Here is an 18,326-nt window from a genome sequence, read left to right on the forward strand (position 1 = left end):
CCGCTTATCCGCGATGAACCAAAAAAAAGCGCTCAATGAGCGCTTTTTTTATTTAACAAGTAATTATTTTTTCTTCTTTGCCTTAGGGTTTGGCAAATCGGTAATTGAACCTTCATAGATTTCAGCGGCAAGACCAACTGACTCATGCAGAGTTGGGTGAGCATGGATGGTCAAGGCCAAATCTTCTGCATCGCAACCCATCTCGATAGCCAGACCGATTTCACCTAGGAGTTCACCACCGTTAACACCCACGATAGCACCACCGATCACACGATGAGTTTCCTTATCGAAAATCAGCTTAGTCATACCGTCTGAACAGTCTGAAGCAATCGCACGACCACTAGCCGCCCATGGGAAAGTTGCAGTCTCATACGCAATACCTTGCTCTTTAGCTTCTTTCTCAGTCAGACCAACCCACGCCACTTCTGGATCTGTATAAGCGATTGATGGGATCACCTTAGGATCGAAGTAGTGCTTCATGCCAGCGATCACCTCAGCGGCAACGTGGCCTTCATGCACACCTTTGTGTGCCAGCATTGGCTGACCCACGATGTCACCGATAGCATAGATGTGTGGTACGTTGGTGCGCATCTGCTTATCAACATTGATGAAACCACGCTCATCGATGTTCACGCCAGCCTTGTCAGCGTCAATCAGCTTGCCATTTGGTGTACGGCCGATAGCCACCAATACCGCATCGTAGCGTACTGGCTCACTCGGTGCCTTCTTACCTTCCATAGACACATAGATACCGTCTTCTTTCGCTTCAACGGCAGTCACTTTGGTCTCTAGGATCAGATTGAACTTCTTCTTGATCTTCTTGGTGTAGACGCGAACGATATCTTTGTCAGCGGCAGGGATCACCTGGTCGAACATTTCAACCACGTCGATCTCACTACCCAGTGACGAATAAACGGTACCCATCTCTAGACCGATAATACCACCGCCCATAACCAGCAGTTTGCCTGGCACTTCTTTCAGCTCTAGCGCATCGGTTGAGTCCCAAATGCGTGGATCTTCATGAGGAATGAAAGGCAGTTGAATTGGACGAGAGCCCGCAGCGATAATGGCTTGTTCGAAGTGAACCACTTTCACACCATCTTCACCGGCAACTTCGATAGTGTTAGGTCCAGTGAACTTACCGAAACCATTCACTACGTTGACTTTACGCATCTTAGACATGCCGCCCAGACCGCCAGTCAGCTGGCTGATAACACTCTGCTTAAACTCACGTAGTTTATCCAGGTCAATCTGTGGCTCGCCAAATACCACGCCGTGATTTGAAATGGCTTTAGCTTCTTCGATCACTTTAGATACGTGCAGCAATGCCTTAGATGGGATACAACCCACGTTCAGACACACACCACCTAGGGTGCTGAAACGTTCAACGATAACAGTCTCCAGACCTAAGTCGGCAGCACGGAATGCTGCTGAATAACCTGCAGGGCCTGCACCTAAAACCACTACCTGAGTTTTAATTTCGTTACTCATGTTTTCCTCTATTCTTTCTCATTGTGTTGGGAGGAATTCCGGCCCAACCCATTATGACGCCAGCTTTTTGAACGTTAGTTCTTGTAAGGTGGCCGCATTTTAACCTTTCAAGGAGTTAAACAAAAGGCTACTCATGTTGAGTAGCCTTCATCATTACAAAATAAGTGTGCGTATGTCGGACAGCATACTTGACAGCGTGACGCTAAAGCGTGCTGCCATGGCGCCATCGATCACACGGTGGTCGTAAGACAAAGAGAGCGGCAACATTAACTTAGGCTCAAACTCTTTACCATTCCACTTAGGTTTAATCTCAGACTTAGATACACCAAGAATCGCCACATCAGGATAGTTCACGATAGGCGTAAATGCCGTTCCACCAATACCGCCTAAGCTAGAAATGGTGAAGCAACTACCTTGCATGTCGGCTGCTTTTAGCTTGCCATCACGGGCCTTAACTGAGATCTCCATCAGCTCGGCTGACAGCTCGATAATCCCCTTCTTGTCGACGTCACGAACCACAGGCACCACCAAACCGTTTGGCGTATCAACCGCCACACCGATGTGATAGTACTTCTTCTTGATCAGCGACTCACCGTCGGCACTCAGGCTGGCGTTAAACACTGGGAACTGCTGCAGTGTCTTAGCAACCGCCTTCATCATAAACACCAGCGGGGTGATCTTAACGCCAGTCTTTTGCTTAGCGGCGATCTCGTTTTGCTGCTTACGGAAGGCTTCCATCTCAGTGATGTCTGCTTCGTCAAACTGGGTCACATGAGGGATAGTCACCCAGTTGCGATGCAGGTTAGGTCCAGAGATCTTCTGAATACGGCTCAGCGGTACTTCTTCCACTTCACCGAACTTAGCGAAATCAACCTTAGGCGCTGCAATCACCTGCAGGCCGCCTTCACCGGCGCCCACGCTAGTAGCCGCAGAGGCTTTCGGACGAGACAGCTCATACTTGATAAAGGCCTGAACGTCTTCTTTCAGAATACGTCCCTTAGGACCGGTACCAGTAACCTGAGTCAGGTCTGCACCAAATTCACGTGCCAGACGGCGAACCGCTGGCGAGGCGTGCACGGCGCCCGTTGCAGGCTTGCTGCCGGCACTCGGGTGATGCGGCACAGGCGGCTTGTTCGCCGCAGGTGCTGGCGCACTGGCTTGCGGAGCTGGAGCTGCTGGTGCAGCCGCTGGCGCTGGAGCCGCCGCAGGGGCACTCGACTGCGTCTCAATGGTCGCAATAACGCTACCTTGAGAAACCTTATCGCCTACCTTAACCGTCACAGAAACCAGTTTACCGGCGAACGGTGCAGGTACTTCCATGGTGGCCTTGTCGGTTTCCAGGGTGATCAGGCCTTGGTCAGCCTCAATCACATCACCCGCTGCCACCAAGACTTCAATAACATCCACATCAGACGCGTCGCCGATATCGGGTACACTAATCTCTTTCACTTCAACACTGGAAGTTGCCGCTGGCGCACTGGCTACCTCTTGAGCAGGCGCACTTGCCGCTGGTGCAGCAGCTTCACCGCCGCTGACTTCAAGCATCAAGACCAGAGAACCTTGAGAGACCTTGTCGCCAACGGCCACTTTCATCTCTTTGACCACACCCGCGGCTGGCGCAGGGACTTCCATGGTCGCCTTGTCGGTTTCAAGCGTGATAAGCCCTGTGTCGACATCAATGCTGTCACCCACGGCCACCAACACTTCAATCACGTCAACATCTGACGCATCACCGATATCCGGCACAGTGACTTCAATCACTTGCGCTGAGGCTGGAGCCGCAGCAGGAGCTGACTCAACAGGCGCAGCTGGAGCAGCAACTGGGGCGGCTTCTGCTGGCGCTGCAGAAGCTGGTTCGGCGGCTTGCGCTTCACCCGCTTCCATCATGGCGATCAGCGTTCCTTCAGAAACCGTATCACCCACAGCGACCTTGAGCTCGGCAAGTTTACCGGCGAAAGGCGCAGGAATATCCATGGTCGCCTTGTCGCTTTCAACGGTAATGATAGATTCTTCGGCAGCGAGGTTATCGCCTACCGCAGCACAGATCTCAATAACCTGTACCTCATCCCCACCGATATCGGGGACTAAAACTTCTTTTAATTCAGCCATTCTTTATCCCCTTACGCGAACTGTGGGTTAATCTTGTCTGCATCGATGCCGTATTCGGCAATCGCCTTGGCAAGCACTTCGACAGGCAGTTCATTGCGGTCAACCAGCGACTTAAGCGCGGCGATCACGATGAACTTAGCATCCACTTCGAAGTGGTGACGCAGATTTTCGCGACTGTCACTGCGGCCGAAACCATCAGTACCCAACACCTTGTAGTCGGTAGGAACATAAGCACGTAGCTGCTCGCCATATATCTTCATATAGTCGGTGGCAACAACGGCTGGTGAATCGCTAGAAAGCACTTGGCTGATATAAGCCTGCTTAGGCGTCTCAGTTGGGTGCAGCATGTTGTAACGCTCTGCCGCCTGACCATCACGAGTCAGCTCGTTGAAGCTGGTCACGCTAAATACATCAGATGAGATACCGAAGTCTTTCGCCAATGCCTGCGCCGCCTTGCGAACTTGCTCAAGAATGGTGCCACAGCCCATCAGCTGTACCTTACCTTTGCCGCTGCCTGACACAGACTCAAGCTTGTAGATACCTTTAACAATGCCTTCCTCAGCGCCTTCTGGCATCTCAGGTTGAACATAGTTTTCGTTCATTGTGGTCAGGTAGTAGAAGATATCTTCTTGGTTTTCGCCGTACATGCGACGGATACCATCTTGAACGATAACCGCAATCTCATAACCATAAGTTGGGTCATAAGAGATACAGTTTGGAATCGTGTTCGCCAAAACATGGCTGTGACCGTCCTGATGCTGCAGACCTTCACCGTTCAGGGTTGTACGACCTGACGTACCACCGACCATAAAGCCACGGGCTCGCATGTCACCTGCCGCCCATGCCATGTCGCCAATACGTTGGAAACCAAACATAGAGTAATAGATGTAGAATGGGATCATTGGTGTATCGTTAACCGAGTAACTGGTCGCCGCAGACACCCATGAAGACATTGCGCCAAGCTCGTTGATACCTTCTTGCAGTACCTGACCTGACTTATCTTCACGGTAGTAAGCCACCTGATCCGAATCTTGTGGCACGTACTTTTGCCCTTCATGGGCATAGATACCCACCTGACGGAACAGACCTTCCATACCGAAGGTACGCGCTTCATCAGGAATGATAGGGACAATGTTCTTACCTATCTTCTTATCTTTCAGTAGTGCAGTCAGAATACGCACAAACGCCATGGTGCTAGAGATCTCACGACCATTAGATCCCTTGAGGATCGAGTCGAAAATCTTCAGTGATGGCACTTCCAGATCTTCAGAGAACTTCTCGCGGCGAGCAGGCATAGAACCATGCAGCTCAGCGCGACGCTCCAGAAGATACTTCACCTCTTCCGAGTCTGGACCTGGGTGATAGAATGGGATCTCTTCTAGCTTGTCATCCGGAATTGGGATGTTAAAGCGATCGCGGAAGTAACGTACGGCGCTGATATCCATCTTCTTGACGTTATGCGCAATGTTCTTACCTTCACCGGCATCTCCCAAACCATAACCTTTAACGGTTTTCGCTAGGATAACGGTTGGACGACCCTTAGTGTTTTTCGCGTGTTGTAGCGCGGCATAGATCTTAACCGGATCATGACCACCACGGTTTAGACGCCAGATATCATCATCTGACATGTTGGCAACCATTTCAGCCGTCTCTGGGTACTTACCGAAGAAGTGTTCACGGGTATAAGCACCACCTTTGGCTTTACAGTTTTGGTATTCACCATCAACGGTTTCTTCCATCAGCTGCAGTAGCTTACCGCTGGTGTCACGAGCCAATAGTGGATCCCAGTAACGACCCCAGATAACTTTAACCACTTCCCAACCAGCGCCGCGGAATTCACCTTCAAGCTCTTGAATGATCTTGCCGTTACCACGTACAGGACCATCGAGACGCTGTAGGTTACAGTTGATCACAAACACAAGGTTATCCAACTCTTCGCGTGCCGCCAGGCCGATAGCACCTAGTGCCTCAGGCTCATCACACTCACCATCGCCAAGGAAACAGTAAACGGTTTGCTCAGAACAATCTTTCAGACCACGGTCAGTCAGGTACTTAAGGAAACGTGCCTGATAGATAGCTTGAATCGGACCCAGACCCATAGATACCGTTGGGAACTGCCAGTAATCAGGCATCAACTTAGGATGTGGGTATGAAGATAGACCCTTACCGTCTACTTCCTGGCGGAAGTTAGCCATTTGATCTTCGGTTAAACGGCCCTCAAGGAAAGAACGCGCATAGATACCTGGGGCGATATGACCCTGGAAATAGACTAAGTCACCGCCATCTTTCTCGTTTGGTGCACGGAAGAAGTGGTTGAAACAAACGTCATAAATTGTCGCACTAGAGGCAAAACTCGAAATGTGACCACCCAGCTCAAGATCTTTCTTCGATCCACGAAGCACCATAGCGAGGGCATTCCAACGAATGATAGCGCGAATACGACGCTCCATCTCTTGGTTACCAGGCATATGTGGCTCTTGGCCCGCTGGAATAGTGTTCAAATACGCAGTCGTTGCTTTATAAGGCAGATGAGTACCGTTACGACGAGCCTTGTCGATAAGTTTCTCTAAGAGATAGTGAGCACGCTCTGGGCCTTCTTGCTCTAACACGGCTTGTAATGAATCGACCCACTCTTGAGTCTCTAACGGATCTAAATCTTGTAGCATATGTTCAGACATTTCGCAGTCCTTCCCTATATACATTAATTGTATGAGTTGAATAGTAAAAAGTGGCGACTAGACCATTGGTCTATGCGCCACTCTTCAAACGGCGCAGACTACGCTGCAACCGGCTATCTTCTTCCCTCACAGACAACATCACTTCCTCAATGTAGCTTAAGTGCTCGTTTGAGGCTTCTCTTGCTGCTTCAGGGTCACGGCGTACAATGGCGGCAAGCAGATCTTGCCTATGTTCGTTCGCCATCTTAGAGGCATCGGTTCTACGCCTTAGCAACTCTAAGTTTTGCGCCACATTTTTATGCAGCACGGGAGTTAAACTTAATACCAAATGCAGCATGGCCACGTTATGAGACGCTTCGGCAATGGCGCGATAAAAGCACACAATCGCCTCGGCCTTAGTCTCTATGTCAGAGGCGGCTTCAACTGCTTGGATTTTTTGTTTGATGTTTTGCATGTCCGCGTCGGTTCCCCGAAGCGCCGCAAAATAGGCCATCATGCCTTCAGTGGCGTGACGAAACTCGAGTAAGTCGTATTGACTCTCAGAATCGCTGTGCATCAGCTCCACAATAGGATCAGCAAGACTCTGCCAAAGTTGCTCTTTGACATAGGTGCCACCGCCCTGACGACGCAGCAGCAGGCCTTTTGCTTCTAACTTTTGAATTGCTTCACGAAGAGATGGTCGAGAGACTTCAAATTGCAGTGCCAATTCACGCTCTGGTGGTAACTTCTGACCTGGTTGCAGACTTCCTTCGAGGATCATCTGCTCCAACTGATTCATGATCACATCAGAAATTTTTGGCTGGTTAATTTTGCTATAAGCCATATGGCCCTCAGCTCCTATTGTAAATTGGTCTTACCAATTTAATTGACTGAGCGCACTTTATCAAATCACATTTCAGATGTCTAGTTCGTGATCCGCTTCATGTAAACTCACAATTTGTGAGAATAGCTTATTTTTACGTATAAGGGGTCTGACCTTTGCCCCACGTTTAGTGAGGCAAGATCTCAATCAGTCTAAAAGCTGTTTGCAGCCCTCGTTGGAGCATCAGCCTTTTGCTTATACCACGACTTACTTATACCACGACCCCAAAGATAGTCAGTAAAGAGAGACCTATCACGAGTAAGATAAAGTTACGCTTACTCAACTGTAGCAAAGAGATGGTGGATTGGACGCAAATTGGCGTAGGTGAATTAAATTCAATGGTCTCTGCAGCCAGAGCAACTTCTGAGATCACCTCTCTCGCCGGGCAGCGCCAACACAGCGCCTGTTGACGCCAGCGAGCAAATGCCAACGAAAAATGGCCGCTGAGTACATAGCCCAGCGCGATTAAGCGACTCGGCAACCAATCTAACAACATCAAGGCCGTATCCACTAAAGGCAACTCTGCCCCGCGGCTTTTTGCATCATCGGAGAAATAACGCACTGTGCAATAAAGCACTGCCCCAGCAGGCCCGAAGAAGATAAGGTAGAGGGCCACGGCGCCATAGAAGCGGTAGTTGAGCCAGGCTACGGTTTGCCCCACCTTTTCGCCTAAATCTTTCTCAGATACGGCATTGAGGGACACATAAGGATCGAGTTCATCAGCAAAATGGTAACAGGCCTGAGCATCACCCCGGCAAGCCGCCTGAATATATTGCTTAAAGATCTGCCGCTGCTTAAGGTGGCTGAAACATAAAATAGAAACGCTTACCCAGAGTGCAAGACTCAGCAGCCCCCAGAACATGCCAGCAACAAACCAAGCCAAAACCTGCACCGCTATGGCGGGTAAAATCAGGGCGATAGCCATCATAAGATCATTGGCCAACTGCTTACGGCCAAAGAAACTCTTAGCATATAATGCCAATAAGGTTTCCAGCTGCCACGCTTGGGGGAGTAGCTTGAGACGCTCGATCATGATCGCCATCAACAAAGAAAACAGTGCCATCTACAATTCCCTCTCCTAACTTGTTAGCTTGCTATATTTGTTCATCCGTTAAACTGGCGCGATATCTCTGCCAATCGAAACTCTCACCGGGATCGGTTTTGCGACCGGGTGCAATGTCACTATGGCCGACGATCATATCTTTATTGAGCATAGGATATGCCTCAAACAAGACCAAGGTTAATTGTCTAAGCCGCTCATACTGCGCATCGGTATAGGCAATGCTGTCGGTTCCCTCAAGTTCCACCCCGATCGCAAAGTCATTACAACCGCTTCGACCCGCGAACTGAGATAGCCCTGCATGCCAGGCACGATCATTACAGCTGACATACTGCACTAATTCCCCATCACGGCGAATCAAAAAGTGCGCCGACACCTCCAGCCCTTGAAGATCACAAAAGCTCTCATCCGCCTGGCTATCTAAACAGCCTTGAAACAGCTGATCGATATAGGGCAAGCCAAACTGGCCGGCTGGCAAACTGATATTGTGGATCACCAGTAAGCTGACCTCACCGCAGGGGCGCTCGTTAAAATGGGGCGAGATACATTTTCGGCATTGCTCAACCCAGCCATTATCTAACGTCATTACAGCCACAAGCTAATCTACCTCCAAATAATATCAAGCCTTTAGCACTTTAACTCACTTTGGCTCAAGGCCGCCAGTAGCTCCCCACAGCAAAATACAAATCGACACATGGTCAGCTGACATTAGGAGAGAAATATCCCTGCTTTTTCAATTAGGGATTTGTTACTATTAACAGCATATAGTTAAGTGTTTGCGGCCATTAGAGCACGACCGATAACCCTATTGGTCATTTAAAGAGCGACTCACGGAGCGCCGCACACAGTCATGAGGATAGAAAGATGCTGGAAAATGACATTAGACTGGCAGTCAAAATCGCACTTGAAGAAGATTTAGGTTTTCAGGCCGATAGCAATCTTACCGCCGACGAAAAATTAAGCCTGGATATCACAGCGCAGCTTATTCCTAACGATAAGTATGCAACGGCCACCCTAATCACTCGAGAGGAAGGGGTATTTTGTGGCAAAGCCTGGGCCGAGCAGGTCTTTAATCAGTTAGGTGGTGAAGTTGCCCTACACTGGCATGTGGACGATGGCGATCTCGTCTTACCGAACCAAGTATTGTGCGAAATGTCAGGCTCAGCTCGCGCCATTTTGACCGGCGAGCGTAGCGCGATGAACTTTATCCAAACGCTTTCTGGTGTTGCCACCTTAACTAAGCTCTATGTCGATAGACTGGCCGGCACTCACTGCAAACTGTTAGATACCCGCAAAACGATCCCCGGTCTGCGCACCGCACAAAAGTACGCCGTTACCTGTGGCGGCGGTAAGAATCATCGCATAGGCCTGTTCGATGCCTTCCTTATTAAGGAAAACCACATCATGGCCAGCGGCTCCATCGCCTCAGCGGTTAGCGCTGCCCGTCAATTGGCCTGTGATAAGTTAGTTGAAGTCGAAGTTGAAACGATTGATGAACTCAAGCAGGCTCTCGATGCCGGTGCAGATATCGTCATGCTCGATAATTTTGACGTCACCATGATGATTGAGGCTGTAGAGCTCAACAATAGCTATAGCGAAAACCAACGCGTTAAGCTCGAAGTTTCAGGAAACGTGACTTTAGATACCATCTCTGACTTTGCCAAGACTGGAATCGACTACATCTCAGTTGGCGCCCTAACCAAACACGTCAAAGCGCTAGATTTGTCTTTGAGATTAAAAGATTAACACTCAGGTGAAAACGTCTCTCAAGATGAATGTATGGCGAACTGCTTAAGAACAAGTATGGTAAGAGGTTAGGCGAGCACCTAAAAGCGGCTAAGAACATCGGGCCACTTGCCAACACTTTTTTAACAACACTAGCTAACAAGACTCACTAGTAGACACTGGTATGTAATTTAACCAGTTTAGATAGGTCGTTTGGCCGCTATAAAATTGACACTCGGGCTTCAAGCGCCAATTTTTCAATCAAAGTCATAAATACGCTATAACTTTTTTTACAAAAAAAAATTTTATTAGACAAATTCACCTTTAAATTAAGACTTTGATGCGATTTACGGTTCCCTTTTTGTTAACTTTGTACTAACTTTGGCTATAGGCGAGATGGCCCTTTCGGCCAGCTTACCATGAAGGTAGACCGACTTAGTAAGTCGAAAGCATTAATTATCGTTAACTAAAGTAGCTCTCTAGTTAGTGGTAGGTTTAACGAAACATATCGTTAACATTTTTGTGGTTATCAGACGCTCAATTGTTCGTCTCGATAACTTCTAAAAAACACTACGCGAGAAACGCCAAAGTTAACTGTAAACAAATGATTTGGATGAGTTAAGCCGCCAAAATGGTATAGTTTGCCGAATGTAGATAAATCAAACTTAGAGTGAAAGCCTCGAATGGCGTTGGATCAATAGTCATGTACTAACGACTGACCTCATTCAGGAATTCATAAAGACTAGTTGATAGCAATAACGATTTGATCAAGGACGACATCTAGTTGACGCAGGAGCGCACAGAGTAGAGCAGCTTCAGCCTTTATTTTAGGCTTATATTAAACATCGGCCTTAACCGTGGTAAATATAACCCGGTAAGTAGCAGTAAATGGTAGTGTTTCATAAGAAGCATGACTATAACTACAAGGTCGGTGCTAGATTAAGCCGATGCTGAAAGAATGGGCTGTCATTGTATCTACATCAGTAAGAGATGAGTCGAGTCAGAGTTCTGTCAAACGGAGAAAGAAAAAATGAAAGGTATCAAAATGTCTCGTAACATGAGCAATGCTAAGGGTTTCACCCTAATTGAATTAATGATCGTTGTTGCAATCATCGGTATTCTCGCCGCAATTGCACTGCCTGCTTATCAAGATTACACAAAGAAATCTCGTTTTTCTCAATTAAACACTTCTGCTGATGGAATGAAAACAGCGGTAACTGTTTGCTATCACGATATTGGCACTTTGACTGGTTGTTCTGCTGGCTCAAATGGTGTGCCGAGCATTCCAGCAACGCTTCCTGCCCACGTAAAAACATTTACTGTAGTAAATGGTCTAATCACCTTAGAGGCTGAGCCAACAGCTGGTGGTTATACAAACGTTTGGACTGCTAGCGAAGATGCCACTACCAAGCAATTAAATTGGGCTCATACTGGAACATGTCTTGCGGCTGGCTATTGTAAGTAACATATTTACGTTCTCTATTTGAGGTGGTTGTAATACAGCCACCTCAATTCCTATAAATGCGATTTCAGTTTTCTTAATTTATAGCTGACTTCCATTGGGCTCGAAAAATATGCCAACAACAGGTCTCCACCTTGGATTATCAACGCTCTTTATTCGCAAACAACTTCTTAGCGAAGAGCAGATCGCATCAGCTATAACTAAGTCGCGTCAATCGAAAATCTCCCTAGTATCTACTATCGTTTCCGAAAAACTGCTCTCCGCAAGAGAAATAGCTGAACTCTGCTACGAAGAATACGGTACCCCTCTGCTGGATCTCAATGAGTTCGATATCAGTAGCATTCCAGAAGATTTTCTCAACAAGAAGCTGATCGAAAAGCACAAATGCTTACCATTATTTAAACGCGGCAACCGTCTCTATATTGGCACCTCAGACCCCACCAATATCGCCGCCTTAGAAGACTTTCAATTTAGTGCGGGCCTGCACGCCGAAGCCATACTGGTTGAAGATGACAAGCTAACCTTAGCGCTTGAGAAGGTACTCGAAGAAGATATCTCGGCACTCGATCTCGAAGGTATAGATGAAGACTCACTTTCCGGCATAGAGATCACCGACACTGACAAACGCCAGGAAGAGCAGCAAGGCGATGCCAGTGATGACGCCCCCATTGTTATCTATATCAATAAAATTCTCACCGATGCCATACGTAAAGGCGCATCAGACTTACACTTCGAGCCCTACGAAAAGCGCTACCGTATTCGTTTTCGTATCGATGGCATCTTACATGAAGTCTCTGAACCTCCGGTGAACTTGGCTGGCCGTATCTCAGCTCGCCTTAAGGTGATGTCAAAGCTAGATATCGCCGAGCGTCGCGTCCCCCAAGATGGCCGCATCAAGATGAAGCTGTCGCGCACTAAATCTATCGATTTTCGTGTGAGCACCTTGCCGACAATTTGGGGCGAAAAGATCGTAATGCGTATCTTGGACTCCTCATCGGCTCAGCTCGGTATCGAAAAACTCGGCTATGAAGATGACCAGCGCAAACTCTATGAAGAGATGCTGGCAAAGCCTCAGGGCATGATCTTGGTCACTGGCCCTACGGGCTCAGGTAAAACAGTGTCCCTCTATACAGGCCTTAATATTCTTAATACCGAAGAGCGCAATATTTCTACCGCAGAAGACCCAGTTGAAATTAACCTAGAAGGCGTCAATCAAGTTCATATTAACTTGAAAGCAGGCCTTACTTTTGCGTCAGCCCTACGTTCATTCCTCCGCCAAGATCCAGATGTCGTCATGGTGGGTGAGATTCGAGACCTGGAAACCGCAGAAATCGCCATTAAGGCTGCGCAAACCGGTCACCTAGTACTGTCAACTCTTCACACTAACTCAGCTGCCGAAACCCTAACCCGCCTGATTAACATGGGCGTGCCTGGTTACAACATCGCCAGCTCGGTTAACCTGATTATCGCCCAGCGTCTCGCCCGAAGACTCTGCACCGAATGTCGTCAACCCGAAGAAGTGCCCGAGCATGAACTACTCAGATTAGGTTTTACCCAAACGCAAATTGATGAAGGCTTTACCGTCTATAAGCCCGTTGGCTGTGACCTCTGCTCCGGCGGTTACAAAGGCCGAGTGGGTATTTATGAGGTGATGAAGATGTCAGATGAGATTGCCCGTACTATTATGGAAGGAGGCAACTCGCTGCAAATCGCTAATCAGGCCAAAGAACAAGGCATGCGCGATCTTCGGGACTCGGGCCTACGCAAGGTCATTGCGGGCGTAACCAGTATCGCCGAAATAAACCGAGTCACTAGTTTTTAAAAGAAGTCGTAAGCGGTAAGTCGTAAACGTTAGGCTAGAAGCCCTTTGCTGATACTTACAATTTAAAGGCTTAAATTCAATACTTTTCTCTAGAAAGGATTTTCCATGGCTAGCGCATCACTCGCAAAAACAACCAATAAAAAGCAAAAAGCTGCCAAGGCACAACCCAAAGTTGTCACCTTTCAGTGGAAAGGCACCAACCGCGACGGTAAAAAAACCAGTGGTGAACTGCGCGGCTCCTCATCGGCAGAAATTAAGGCAATTTTAAAATCTCAAGGAGTAAACCCCAAAGCCGTAAAGAAAAAGCCTGAACCACTTTTCAAGCGAGATCCCAAAATCAAGGCGATGGATATCGCCATGATCACCCGCCAGATAGCCACCATGCTGGCGGCGGGCGTACCTATCGTAACCACCTTAGAGATGTTAGGCCGCGGCCATGAAAAGCCCAGAATGAGAGAATTACTTGGTGCCATAGTAAATGATGTCCAAGCAGGTATTCCTCTTTCAGATGCTTTAAAACCTCATAGGCAATATTTCGATGATCTTTATGTCGACTTAGTCGCCGCAGGTGAGCACTCAGGTTCCCTCGATGCGGTATTCGATCGCATCGCAACTTACCGCGAAAAGGCAGAGGCGCTCAAATCAAAAATTAAAAAGGCCATGTTCTATCCCGCGGCCGTGGTTGTAGTAGCTGTTTTGGTAACGTCTCTTCTATTACTCTTTGTTGTGCCACAATTTGAAGAAATTTTTGCAGGTTTTGGCGCTGAGCTTCCCGCATTTACCCAGATGATTATTGGAATTTCAAGATGGCTACAGTCATCTTGGTACATCTTTGTCATTGCAATTATTTTAGGTATTTGGTCATTTAAACGTGCTCACCTTAAATCACAAAGCTTCCGAAATAGAATCGACGAAATAGTCCTAAAAATTCCAGTAATAGGAGACATTCTACATAAAGCAGCCATGGCTCGATTTGCTCGTACTCTAGCAACCACCTTCGCAGCAGGTGTACCGCTCATCGATGGTTTAGAATCCGCCGCTGGCGCATCTGGCAACTATGTTTATCGCAGTGCGCTCACCAAAGTACGTACAGAGGTGATGTCAGGAATGCAGATGAACGTTGCAATGCGCACCACAGGCCTGTTCCCAGACATGCTCATTCAAATGGTAATGATTGGCGAAGAATCAGGTGGCCTCGATGAGATGCTGAATAAAGTCGCAAACATCTATGAGATGCAAGTCGATGATGCCGTCGATGGCTTATCTAGCCTTATCGAACCAATGATGATGGTGGTGATTGGCACGCTCGTCGGTGGACTTATCGTCGGCATGTATCTGCCTATCTTCCAGCTAGGTAATGTTGTGGGTTAAGTCTAGAACGAGTCACCTACTTTTTAATAACAAAAATAAGCATCTTCAATGACTGATTTTATCCAATTAATGGCTCAGTATCCTTTACTGTTTGCCGCAATCTCTTTCGTTTTCGCTGCGACTATTGGCAGCTTTTTAAATGTGGTGATTCACCGCCTTCCGGTAATGATGAAAAGGGAATGGCAGCAAGAGTGCAATCAGTACCTTGAGGAATACCATAAATCCACTATCAAGGGGGTTGAAGACAAATTAGCTCAGCCAATTGATGATTACCCTGAAAAATATAACCTCATCGTCCCTGGCTCTGCCTGTACTAAATGCAAAACCAATATTAAGCCTTGGCACAATTTGCCCATTTTTGGTTGGTTAATGCTCGGCGGGAAATGTGCTAACTGCAAAACTAACATATCTGCCAGATACCCTATTATTGAGGCTATTACGGGGCTGGCTGTTGCCTATCTCGCCTATTACTTTGGTCCAAGCTGGCAATTTGTCTTCGCGACTATACTTACCTTTGGCCTAATAGCCTTAACAGGCATAGATCTCGATGAGATGTTGCTACCCGATCAGATCACCCTGCCACTCTTATGGCTTGGCCTTCTCATTAACCTTGATAGCACCTTTGTCTCGCTAAGCGATGCAGTAATTGGCGCTGCGGCGGGTTATATGAGCCTATGGAGTGTCTTCTGGGGCTTCAAGCTGCTAACAGGTAAAGAAGGTATGGGCTATGGCGACTTTAAACTACTGGCCGTGTTCGGCGCTTGGTTTGGCTGGCAGTTACTTCCCCTGATCATCCTACTCTCATCTGTTGTAGGCACACTCGTTGGATTACTTCTTATCGTCAACAAGAAGATCAACTCAGGTAACCCCATTCCATTTGGGCCCTATATTGCGTTAGCTGGTTGGATAGCCATGGTCTGGGGAGAGAGAATCACTAACTGGTACCTATCCACCCTTTAAACATCAACAAACTCAGAGATTATCATGGCTAATTTTGTTGTCGGCCTCACTGGCGGTATAGGAAGTGGCAAGACCACAGTGGCAAACCTGTTTGCAGAATTAGGTATCGATCTTGTCGACGCCGATGTCGTGAGTCGAGAAGTGGTAGCAAAAGGCACCAAAGGCTTAGCCGAAATTGCACAGCATTTCGGCGGCGACATTTTACTTGAAAATGGCGAGCTAAATCGAACCGCCCTAAGAGATAGGATATTTAACAACCCCACCGAGCGAGAATGGCTTAACAACCTATTACACCCCATAATCCGATCAGAAATGTTAACACAATTGCAAAATTCAACCTCAGACTATGCAATTTTGGTTGTGCCCTTGCTATTTGAGAATGGTTTAGATAGGTTAGTGAATTGCACTTTAGTGGTTGATATTTCGCCAGAGTTACAGATTCAGCGAACGACGCTAAGAGACGCTGTCAATGCAGAGCAAGTACAAAATATAATAGCTAGCCAGGCAAGCAGAGATGAGAAGTTATCCAAAGCTGACGATGTTATCGACAATCATGGTTCGATATCAGCATTAAGAAGTAAGGTTTCTGCATTACATAATAAATACATAAAATTAGCCGCACAAACTTAATTATCGTCATGAATGAATTGATCTACGAACAGCCATTAAACGAGAAGACACGTAGCTATCTTAGGCTCGAATATCTCGCGAGCCAGGTACAAAGTAATTTAGATCAAGACCATCAACATCGCTGTTTCTATCCTCTATTTTCACTCTGCGAACTTACTGAACGTTGTGATTATCGCAGCGAGATCATTAAGGATATCGACAAGCAGCTGCTTAATCTAAAAAAGTGGCAGCACTTGCCTCATATTGATGAGCAGCAAGTAGAGCATTACATTCATCAAATGCAACAAGCTAGAGCTCAGCTGATCGGCTGTGAGCGCCCAGGACAAAAGCTAAAGCAAGATAGGTTTTTATCAGCATTAAGGCAGCGCTTTGGCATGCCAGGCGCATGCTGTAACTTTGACCTACCGCAGTTACACTACTGGTTGGCTAAACCTTGGGAAGTACGCCAGCAAGAGTATAAGGCATGGACAAGCCACTTCGATTGCTTACTCAACCCGATTAAGTTGTTACTTGAATTAACCCGTAATACAACCATCTATAATCCAGCAACGGCTACCGCTGGCTTCTATCAAGGCTCTAGCAATCAAGCACTATCTCTGATTCGAGTTAAGATAGATCCAGAACAGGGATGCTACCCCACAATTAGCGGCAACCGTAATCGATACGCCATCCACTTTGTATTGTTTGACCAACAAAAGCACTCAGATAAATCAATCGACTTTATGTTGGCAACCTGCACCTAAAGTGATTACCATAGCCCGACTGTCATTCATCGGCCTATGGAAGTAATTATGCCAACCACAGTTAAGTGCCCGACCTGTCAAAAAGAGGTAGTTTGGTCAAAAGAATCCAAATTCAAGCCCTTTTGCAGCGAAAGATGCAAACTCATCGATCTTGGCGATTGGGCCTCTGAAAAACACGCTATTCCAGTGAAACCTGAATTTGATCCAGAAACCCTAGATTCTCTTGGCTATGAAGAATCTGATTTTTTTAAGGATCAATAGATGAAAAGAGTCCATGTTGCTGTCGGCATCATATTCGACACTGATAATAAAATATTACTCGCTAAACGCCCTCAACACCTTCACCAAGGCGGCAAATGGGAATTCCCAGGCGGTAAGGTCGAACAGGGTGAAACGACCTCTGAAGCCTTGATAAGAGAGTTGAGGGAAGAAGTGGCGTTAGAAGTGGCATCGACAAGCCCGCTAATGGCCATCTCATACGACTACCCTGACAAACAGGTGTATCTAGACATACACACAGTAAAATCCTTCTCAGGACAAGCTAAGGGCATAGAAGGTCAACTTATTCAATGGGCCACTATTGAAGATCTCAAAGATTATGATTTTCCAGCGGCGAACCAACCCATAGTAGAAAAACTCCTCTCTTTATAGTCATTCACCTCACAGCCCGAATCCTAATATCGGGCTTTTTTAATGACTAATGTCCTATCCACACATAATTGAATATCAATTAACAATCCGCTGCCCAGTAAGTAATTACCCTGCTATTTATAAGAAAAGTCAGACCATGAGTTTCTCTGTCTTTTTACTACTGCTGCGACCTAAAAGCCCATTCGCCAAGCAGCACAGGCTTCAAACTAATCAAAAAAAGCATTTACTAAGATCTCTATTGGGGGCTACGAAGCCATATATGGATCCTATGCATCTAAGGCCTTGGGCAGGATGAGGGAGTCAACTAAACATAAAAGAAAGTCGCCTGTCATCGCCAGCTTCAAACCAAATACGAGGTGCTTACTCGCCCCTCATATCATAGCGAAGCAGCTAGGCTGCGAGCTGGGGGGAAGGCACATGGATGTGAAAATTGTCATCAACACAGGATGCAGTTTATGACCAAGCTCAGCGGTTGAAGGACGGCAAAAATAGGCGCCTGTCATGGCCAGCTTCAGCCACATTTAGATATTTGTACAAACATACGCTCACATGGGGGCGAAAGGCATCCGCTTATCAAGCGAAGCTTGATGGATGGCTGTAGCGCGAAGCAGCTAAGCTGCGAGCTGAGGGGGCCACACTGCGTAAGCAGCTTTGGACTGCAGGTGAAGTAGATGCTTTCGCAGAGCGTAGAAAGCAAAAAGCCCTAGCGATTTAGGCTAGGGCTTTTTGCTTTATTAGGCGTCTGGAAATGACCTACTCTCA

At 47.2% G+C, this 18,326-nt stretch carries 15 protein-coding genes; 9 read left to right on the forward strand and 6 right to left on the reverse strand.

Annotated features, from left to right (window positions below):
* Positions 1–63: 63 nt before the first annotated feature.
* The 6 genes from lpdA to ampD form a co-directional block, all read right to left on the reverse strand.
* On the reverse strand, positions 64–1,491 hold the full coding sequence (gene lpdA, locus NY07_RS18295; protein ID WP_033540795.1) for a dihydrolipoyl dehydrogenase: 1,428 nt from the start codon (positions 1,489–1,491) through the stop codon (positions 64–66).
* 153 nt (positions 1,492–1,644) lie between these two features.
* A complete protein-coding gene (aceF, locus tag NY07_RS18300; RefSeq protein ID WP_033540796.1) occupies positions 1,645–3,600 on the reverse strand; it encodes a pyruvate dehydrogenase complex dihydrolipoyllysine-residue acetyltransferase in 1,956 nt (651 codons plus the stop codon).
* Between the two features lie 11 nt (positions 3,601–3,611).
* Positions 3,612–6,278 (reverse strand): pyruvate dehydrogenase (acetyl-transferring), homodimeric type, encoded by a 2,667-nt coding sequence (gene aceE / locus NY07_RS18305; RefSeq protein WP_033540797.1) that lies wholly within the window; start codon positions 6,276–6,278, stop codon positions 3,612–3,614.
* A 70-nt stretch (positions 6,279–6,348) separates the two neighbouring features.
* Positions 6,349–7,101 (reverse strand): pyruvate dehydrogenase complex transcriptional repressor PdhR, encoded by a 753-nt coding sequence (gene pdhR / locus NY07_RS18310; RefSeq protein WP_033540798.1) that lies wholly within the window; start codon positions 7,099–7,101, stop codon positions 6,349–6,351.
* A gap of 250 nt (positions 7,102–7,351) precedes the next feature.
* Entirely contained in the window at positions 7,352–8,203 is an 852-nt protein-coding gene (ampE, locus tag NY07_RS18315) for a beta-lactamase regulator AmpE (protein WP_033540799.1), read from the reverse strand.
* Positions 8,204–8,234: 31 nt separating this feature from the next.
* Positions 8,235–8,786: a 1,6-anhydro-N-acetylmuramyl-L-alanine amidase AmpD gene (gene ampD / locus NY07_RS18320; protein ID WP_033540800.1), complete on the reverse strand. Its 552-nt coding sequence runs from the start codon at positions 8,784–8,786 to the stop codon at positions 8,235–8,237.
* A gap of 278 nt (positions 8,787–9,064) precedes the next feature.
* On the opposite strand from ampD, the gene nadC reads away from it, so the two are divergent.
* The 9 genes from nadC to mutT all read left to right on the forward strand — a co-directional run bounded on the left by nadC (position 9,065) and on the right by mutT (position 17,564).
* On the forward strand, positions 9,065–9,946 hold the full coding sequence (nadC, locus tag NY07_RS18325) for a carboxylating nicotinate-nucleotide diphosphorylase (RefSeq protein ID WP_033540801.1): 882 nt from the start codon (positions 9,065–9,067) through the stop codon (positions 9,944–9,946).
* A gap of 1,009 nt (positions 9,947–10,955) precedes the next feature.
* Positions 10,956–11,390, forward strand: a complete 435-nt coding sequence (locus NY07_RS19855) for a prepilin-type N-terminal cleavage/methylation domain-containing protein (protein ID WP_309147283.1) — start codon at positions 10,956–10,958, stop codon at positions 11,388–11,390.
* A gap of 109 nt (positions 11,391–11,499) precedes the next feature.
* Complete coding sequence (gene pilB, locus NY07_RS18335) at positions 11,500–13,209, forward strand: type IV-A pilus assembly ATPase PilB (RefSeq protein WP_033540802.1); 1,710 nt, start codon at positions 11,500–11,502, stop codon at positions 13,207–13,209.
* A gap of 105 nt (positions 13,210–13,314) precedes the next feature.
* Entirely contained in the window at positions 13,315–14,580 is a 1,266-nt protein-coding gene (locus NY07_RS18340) for a type II secretion system F family protein (protein ID WP_033540803.1), read from the forward strand.
* 48 nt (positions 14,581–14,628) lie between these two features.
* Entirely contained in the window at positions 14,629–15,540 is a 912-nt protein-coding gene (locus NY07_RS18345) for a prepilin peptidase (RefSeq protein ID WP_033540804.1), read from the forward strand.
* A 24-nt stretch (positions 15,541–15,564) separates the two neighbouring features.
* Positions 15,565–16,170, forward strand: coding sequence for a dephospho-CoA kinase (gene coaE / locus NY07_RS18350; RefSeq protein WP_033540805.1), 606 nt, complete (start codon positions 15,565–15,567; stop codon positions 16,168–16,170).
* 8 nt (positions 16,171–16,178) lie between these two features.
* A complete protein-coding gene (gene zapD / locus NY07_RS18355) occupies positions 16,179–16,913 on the forward strand; it encodes a cell division protein ZapD (protein WP_033540806.1) in 735 nt (244 codons plus the stop codon).
* Between the two features lie 48 nt (positions 16,914–16,961).
* Positions 16,962–17,174, forward strand: coding sequence for a DNA gyrase inhibitor YacG (gene yacG, locus NY07_RS18360; protein WP_033540807.1), 213 nt, complete (start codon positions 16,962–16,964; stop codon positions 17,172–17,174).
* Entirely contained in the window at positions 17,175–17,564 is a 390-nt protein-coding gene (mutT, locus tag NY07_RS18365; protein WP_033540808.1) for an 8-oxo-dGTP diphosphatase MutT, read from the forward strand. It begins immediately after the preceding gene.
* Positions 17,565–18,326: the final 762 nt, after the last annotated feature.

Origin of the sequence: Shewanella sp. ECSMB14101 (assembly GCF_000773485.1) — a bacterium.
GTDB lineage: Bacteria > Pseudomonadota > Gammaproteobacteria > Enterobacterales > Shewanellaceae > Shewanella > Shewanella marisflavi.

Excerpts from the sequence above, each read along its gene's own strand:
- NY07_RS19855 (WP_309147283.1), top strand. The coding sequence starts at position 10,956 with ATGAAAGGTATCAAAATGTCTCGTAACATGAGCAATGCTAAGGGTTTC.
- mutT (WP_033540808.1), top strand. The coding sequence starts at position 17,175 with ATGAAAAGAGTCCATGTTGCTGTCGGCATCATATTCGACACTGATAAT.
- NY07_RS18340 (WP_033540803.1), top strand. The coding sequence starts at position 13,315 with ATGGCTAGCGCATCACTCGCAAAAACAACCAATAAAAAGCAAAAAGCT.
- yacG (WP_033540807.1), top strand. The coding sequence starts at position 16,962 with ATGCCAACCACAGTTAAGTGCCCGACCTGTCAAAAAGAGGTAGTTTGG.
- aceF (WP_033540796.1), bottom strand. The coding sequence starts at position 3,600 with ATGGCTGAATTAAAAGAAGTTTTAGTCCCCGATATCGGTGGGGATGAG.
- pdhR (WP_033540798.1), bottom strand. The coding sequence starts at position 7,101 with ATGGCTTATAGCAAAATTAACCAGCCAAAAATTTCTGATGTGATCATG.
- lpdA (WP_033540795.1), bottom strand. The coding sequence starts at position 1,491 with ATGAGTAACGAAATTAAAACTCAGGTAGTGGTTTTAGGTGCAGGCCCT.
- aceE (WP_033540797.1), bottom strand. The coding sequence starts at position 6,278 with ATGTCTGAACATATGCTACAAGATTTAGATCCGTTAGAGACTCAAGAG.
- pilB (WP_033540802.1), top strand. The coding sequence starts at position 11,500 with ATGCCAACAACAGGTCTCCACCTTGGATTATCAACGCTCTTTATTCGC.
- ampE (WP_033540799.1), bottom strand. The coding sequence starts at position 8,203 with ATGGCACTGTTTTCTTTGTTGATGGCGATCATGATCGAGCGTCTCAAG.
- NY07_RS18345 (WP_033540804.1), top strand. The coding sequence starts at position 14,629 with ATGACTGATTTTATCCAATTAATGGCTCAGTATCCTTTACTGTTTGCC.
- coaE (WP_033540805.1), top strand. The coding sequence starts at position 15,565 with ATGGCTAATTTTGTTGTCGGCCTCACTGGCGGTATAGGAAGTGGCAAG.
- zapD (WP_033540806.1), top strand. The coding sequence starts at position 16,179 with ATGAATGAATTGATCTACGAACAGCCATTAAACGAGAAGACACGTAGC.
- ampD (WP_033540800.1), bottom strand. The coding sequence starts at position 8,786 with ATGACGTTAGATAATGGCTGGGTTGAGCAATGCCGAAAATGTATCTCG.
- nadC (WP_033540801.1), top strand. The coding sequence starts at position 9,065 with ATGCTGGAAAATGACATTAGACTGGCAGTCAAAATCGCACTTGAAGAA.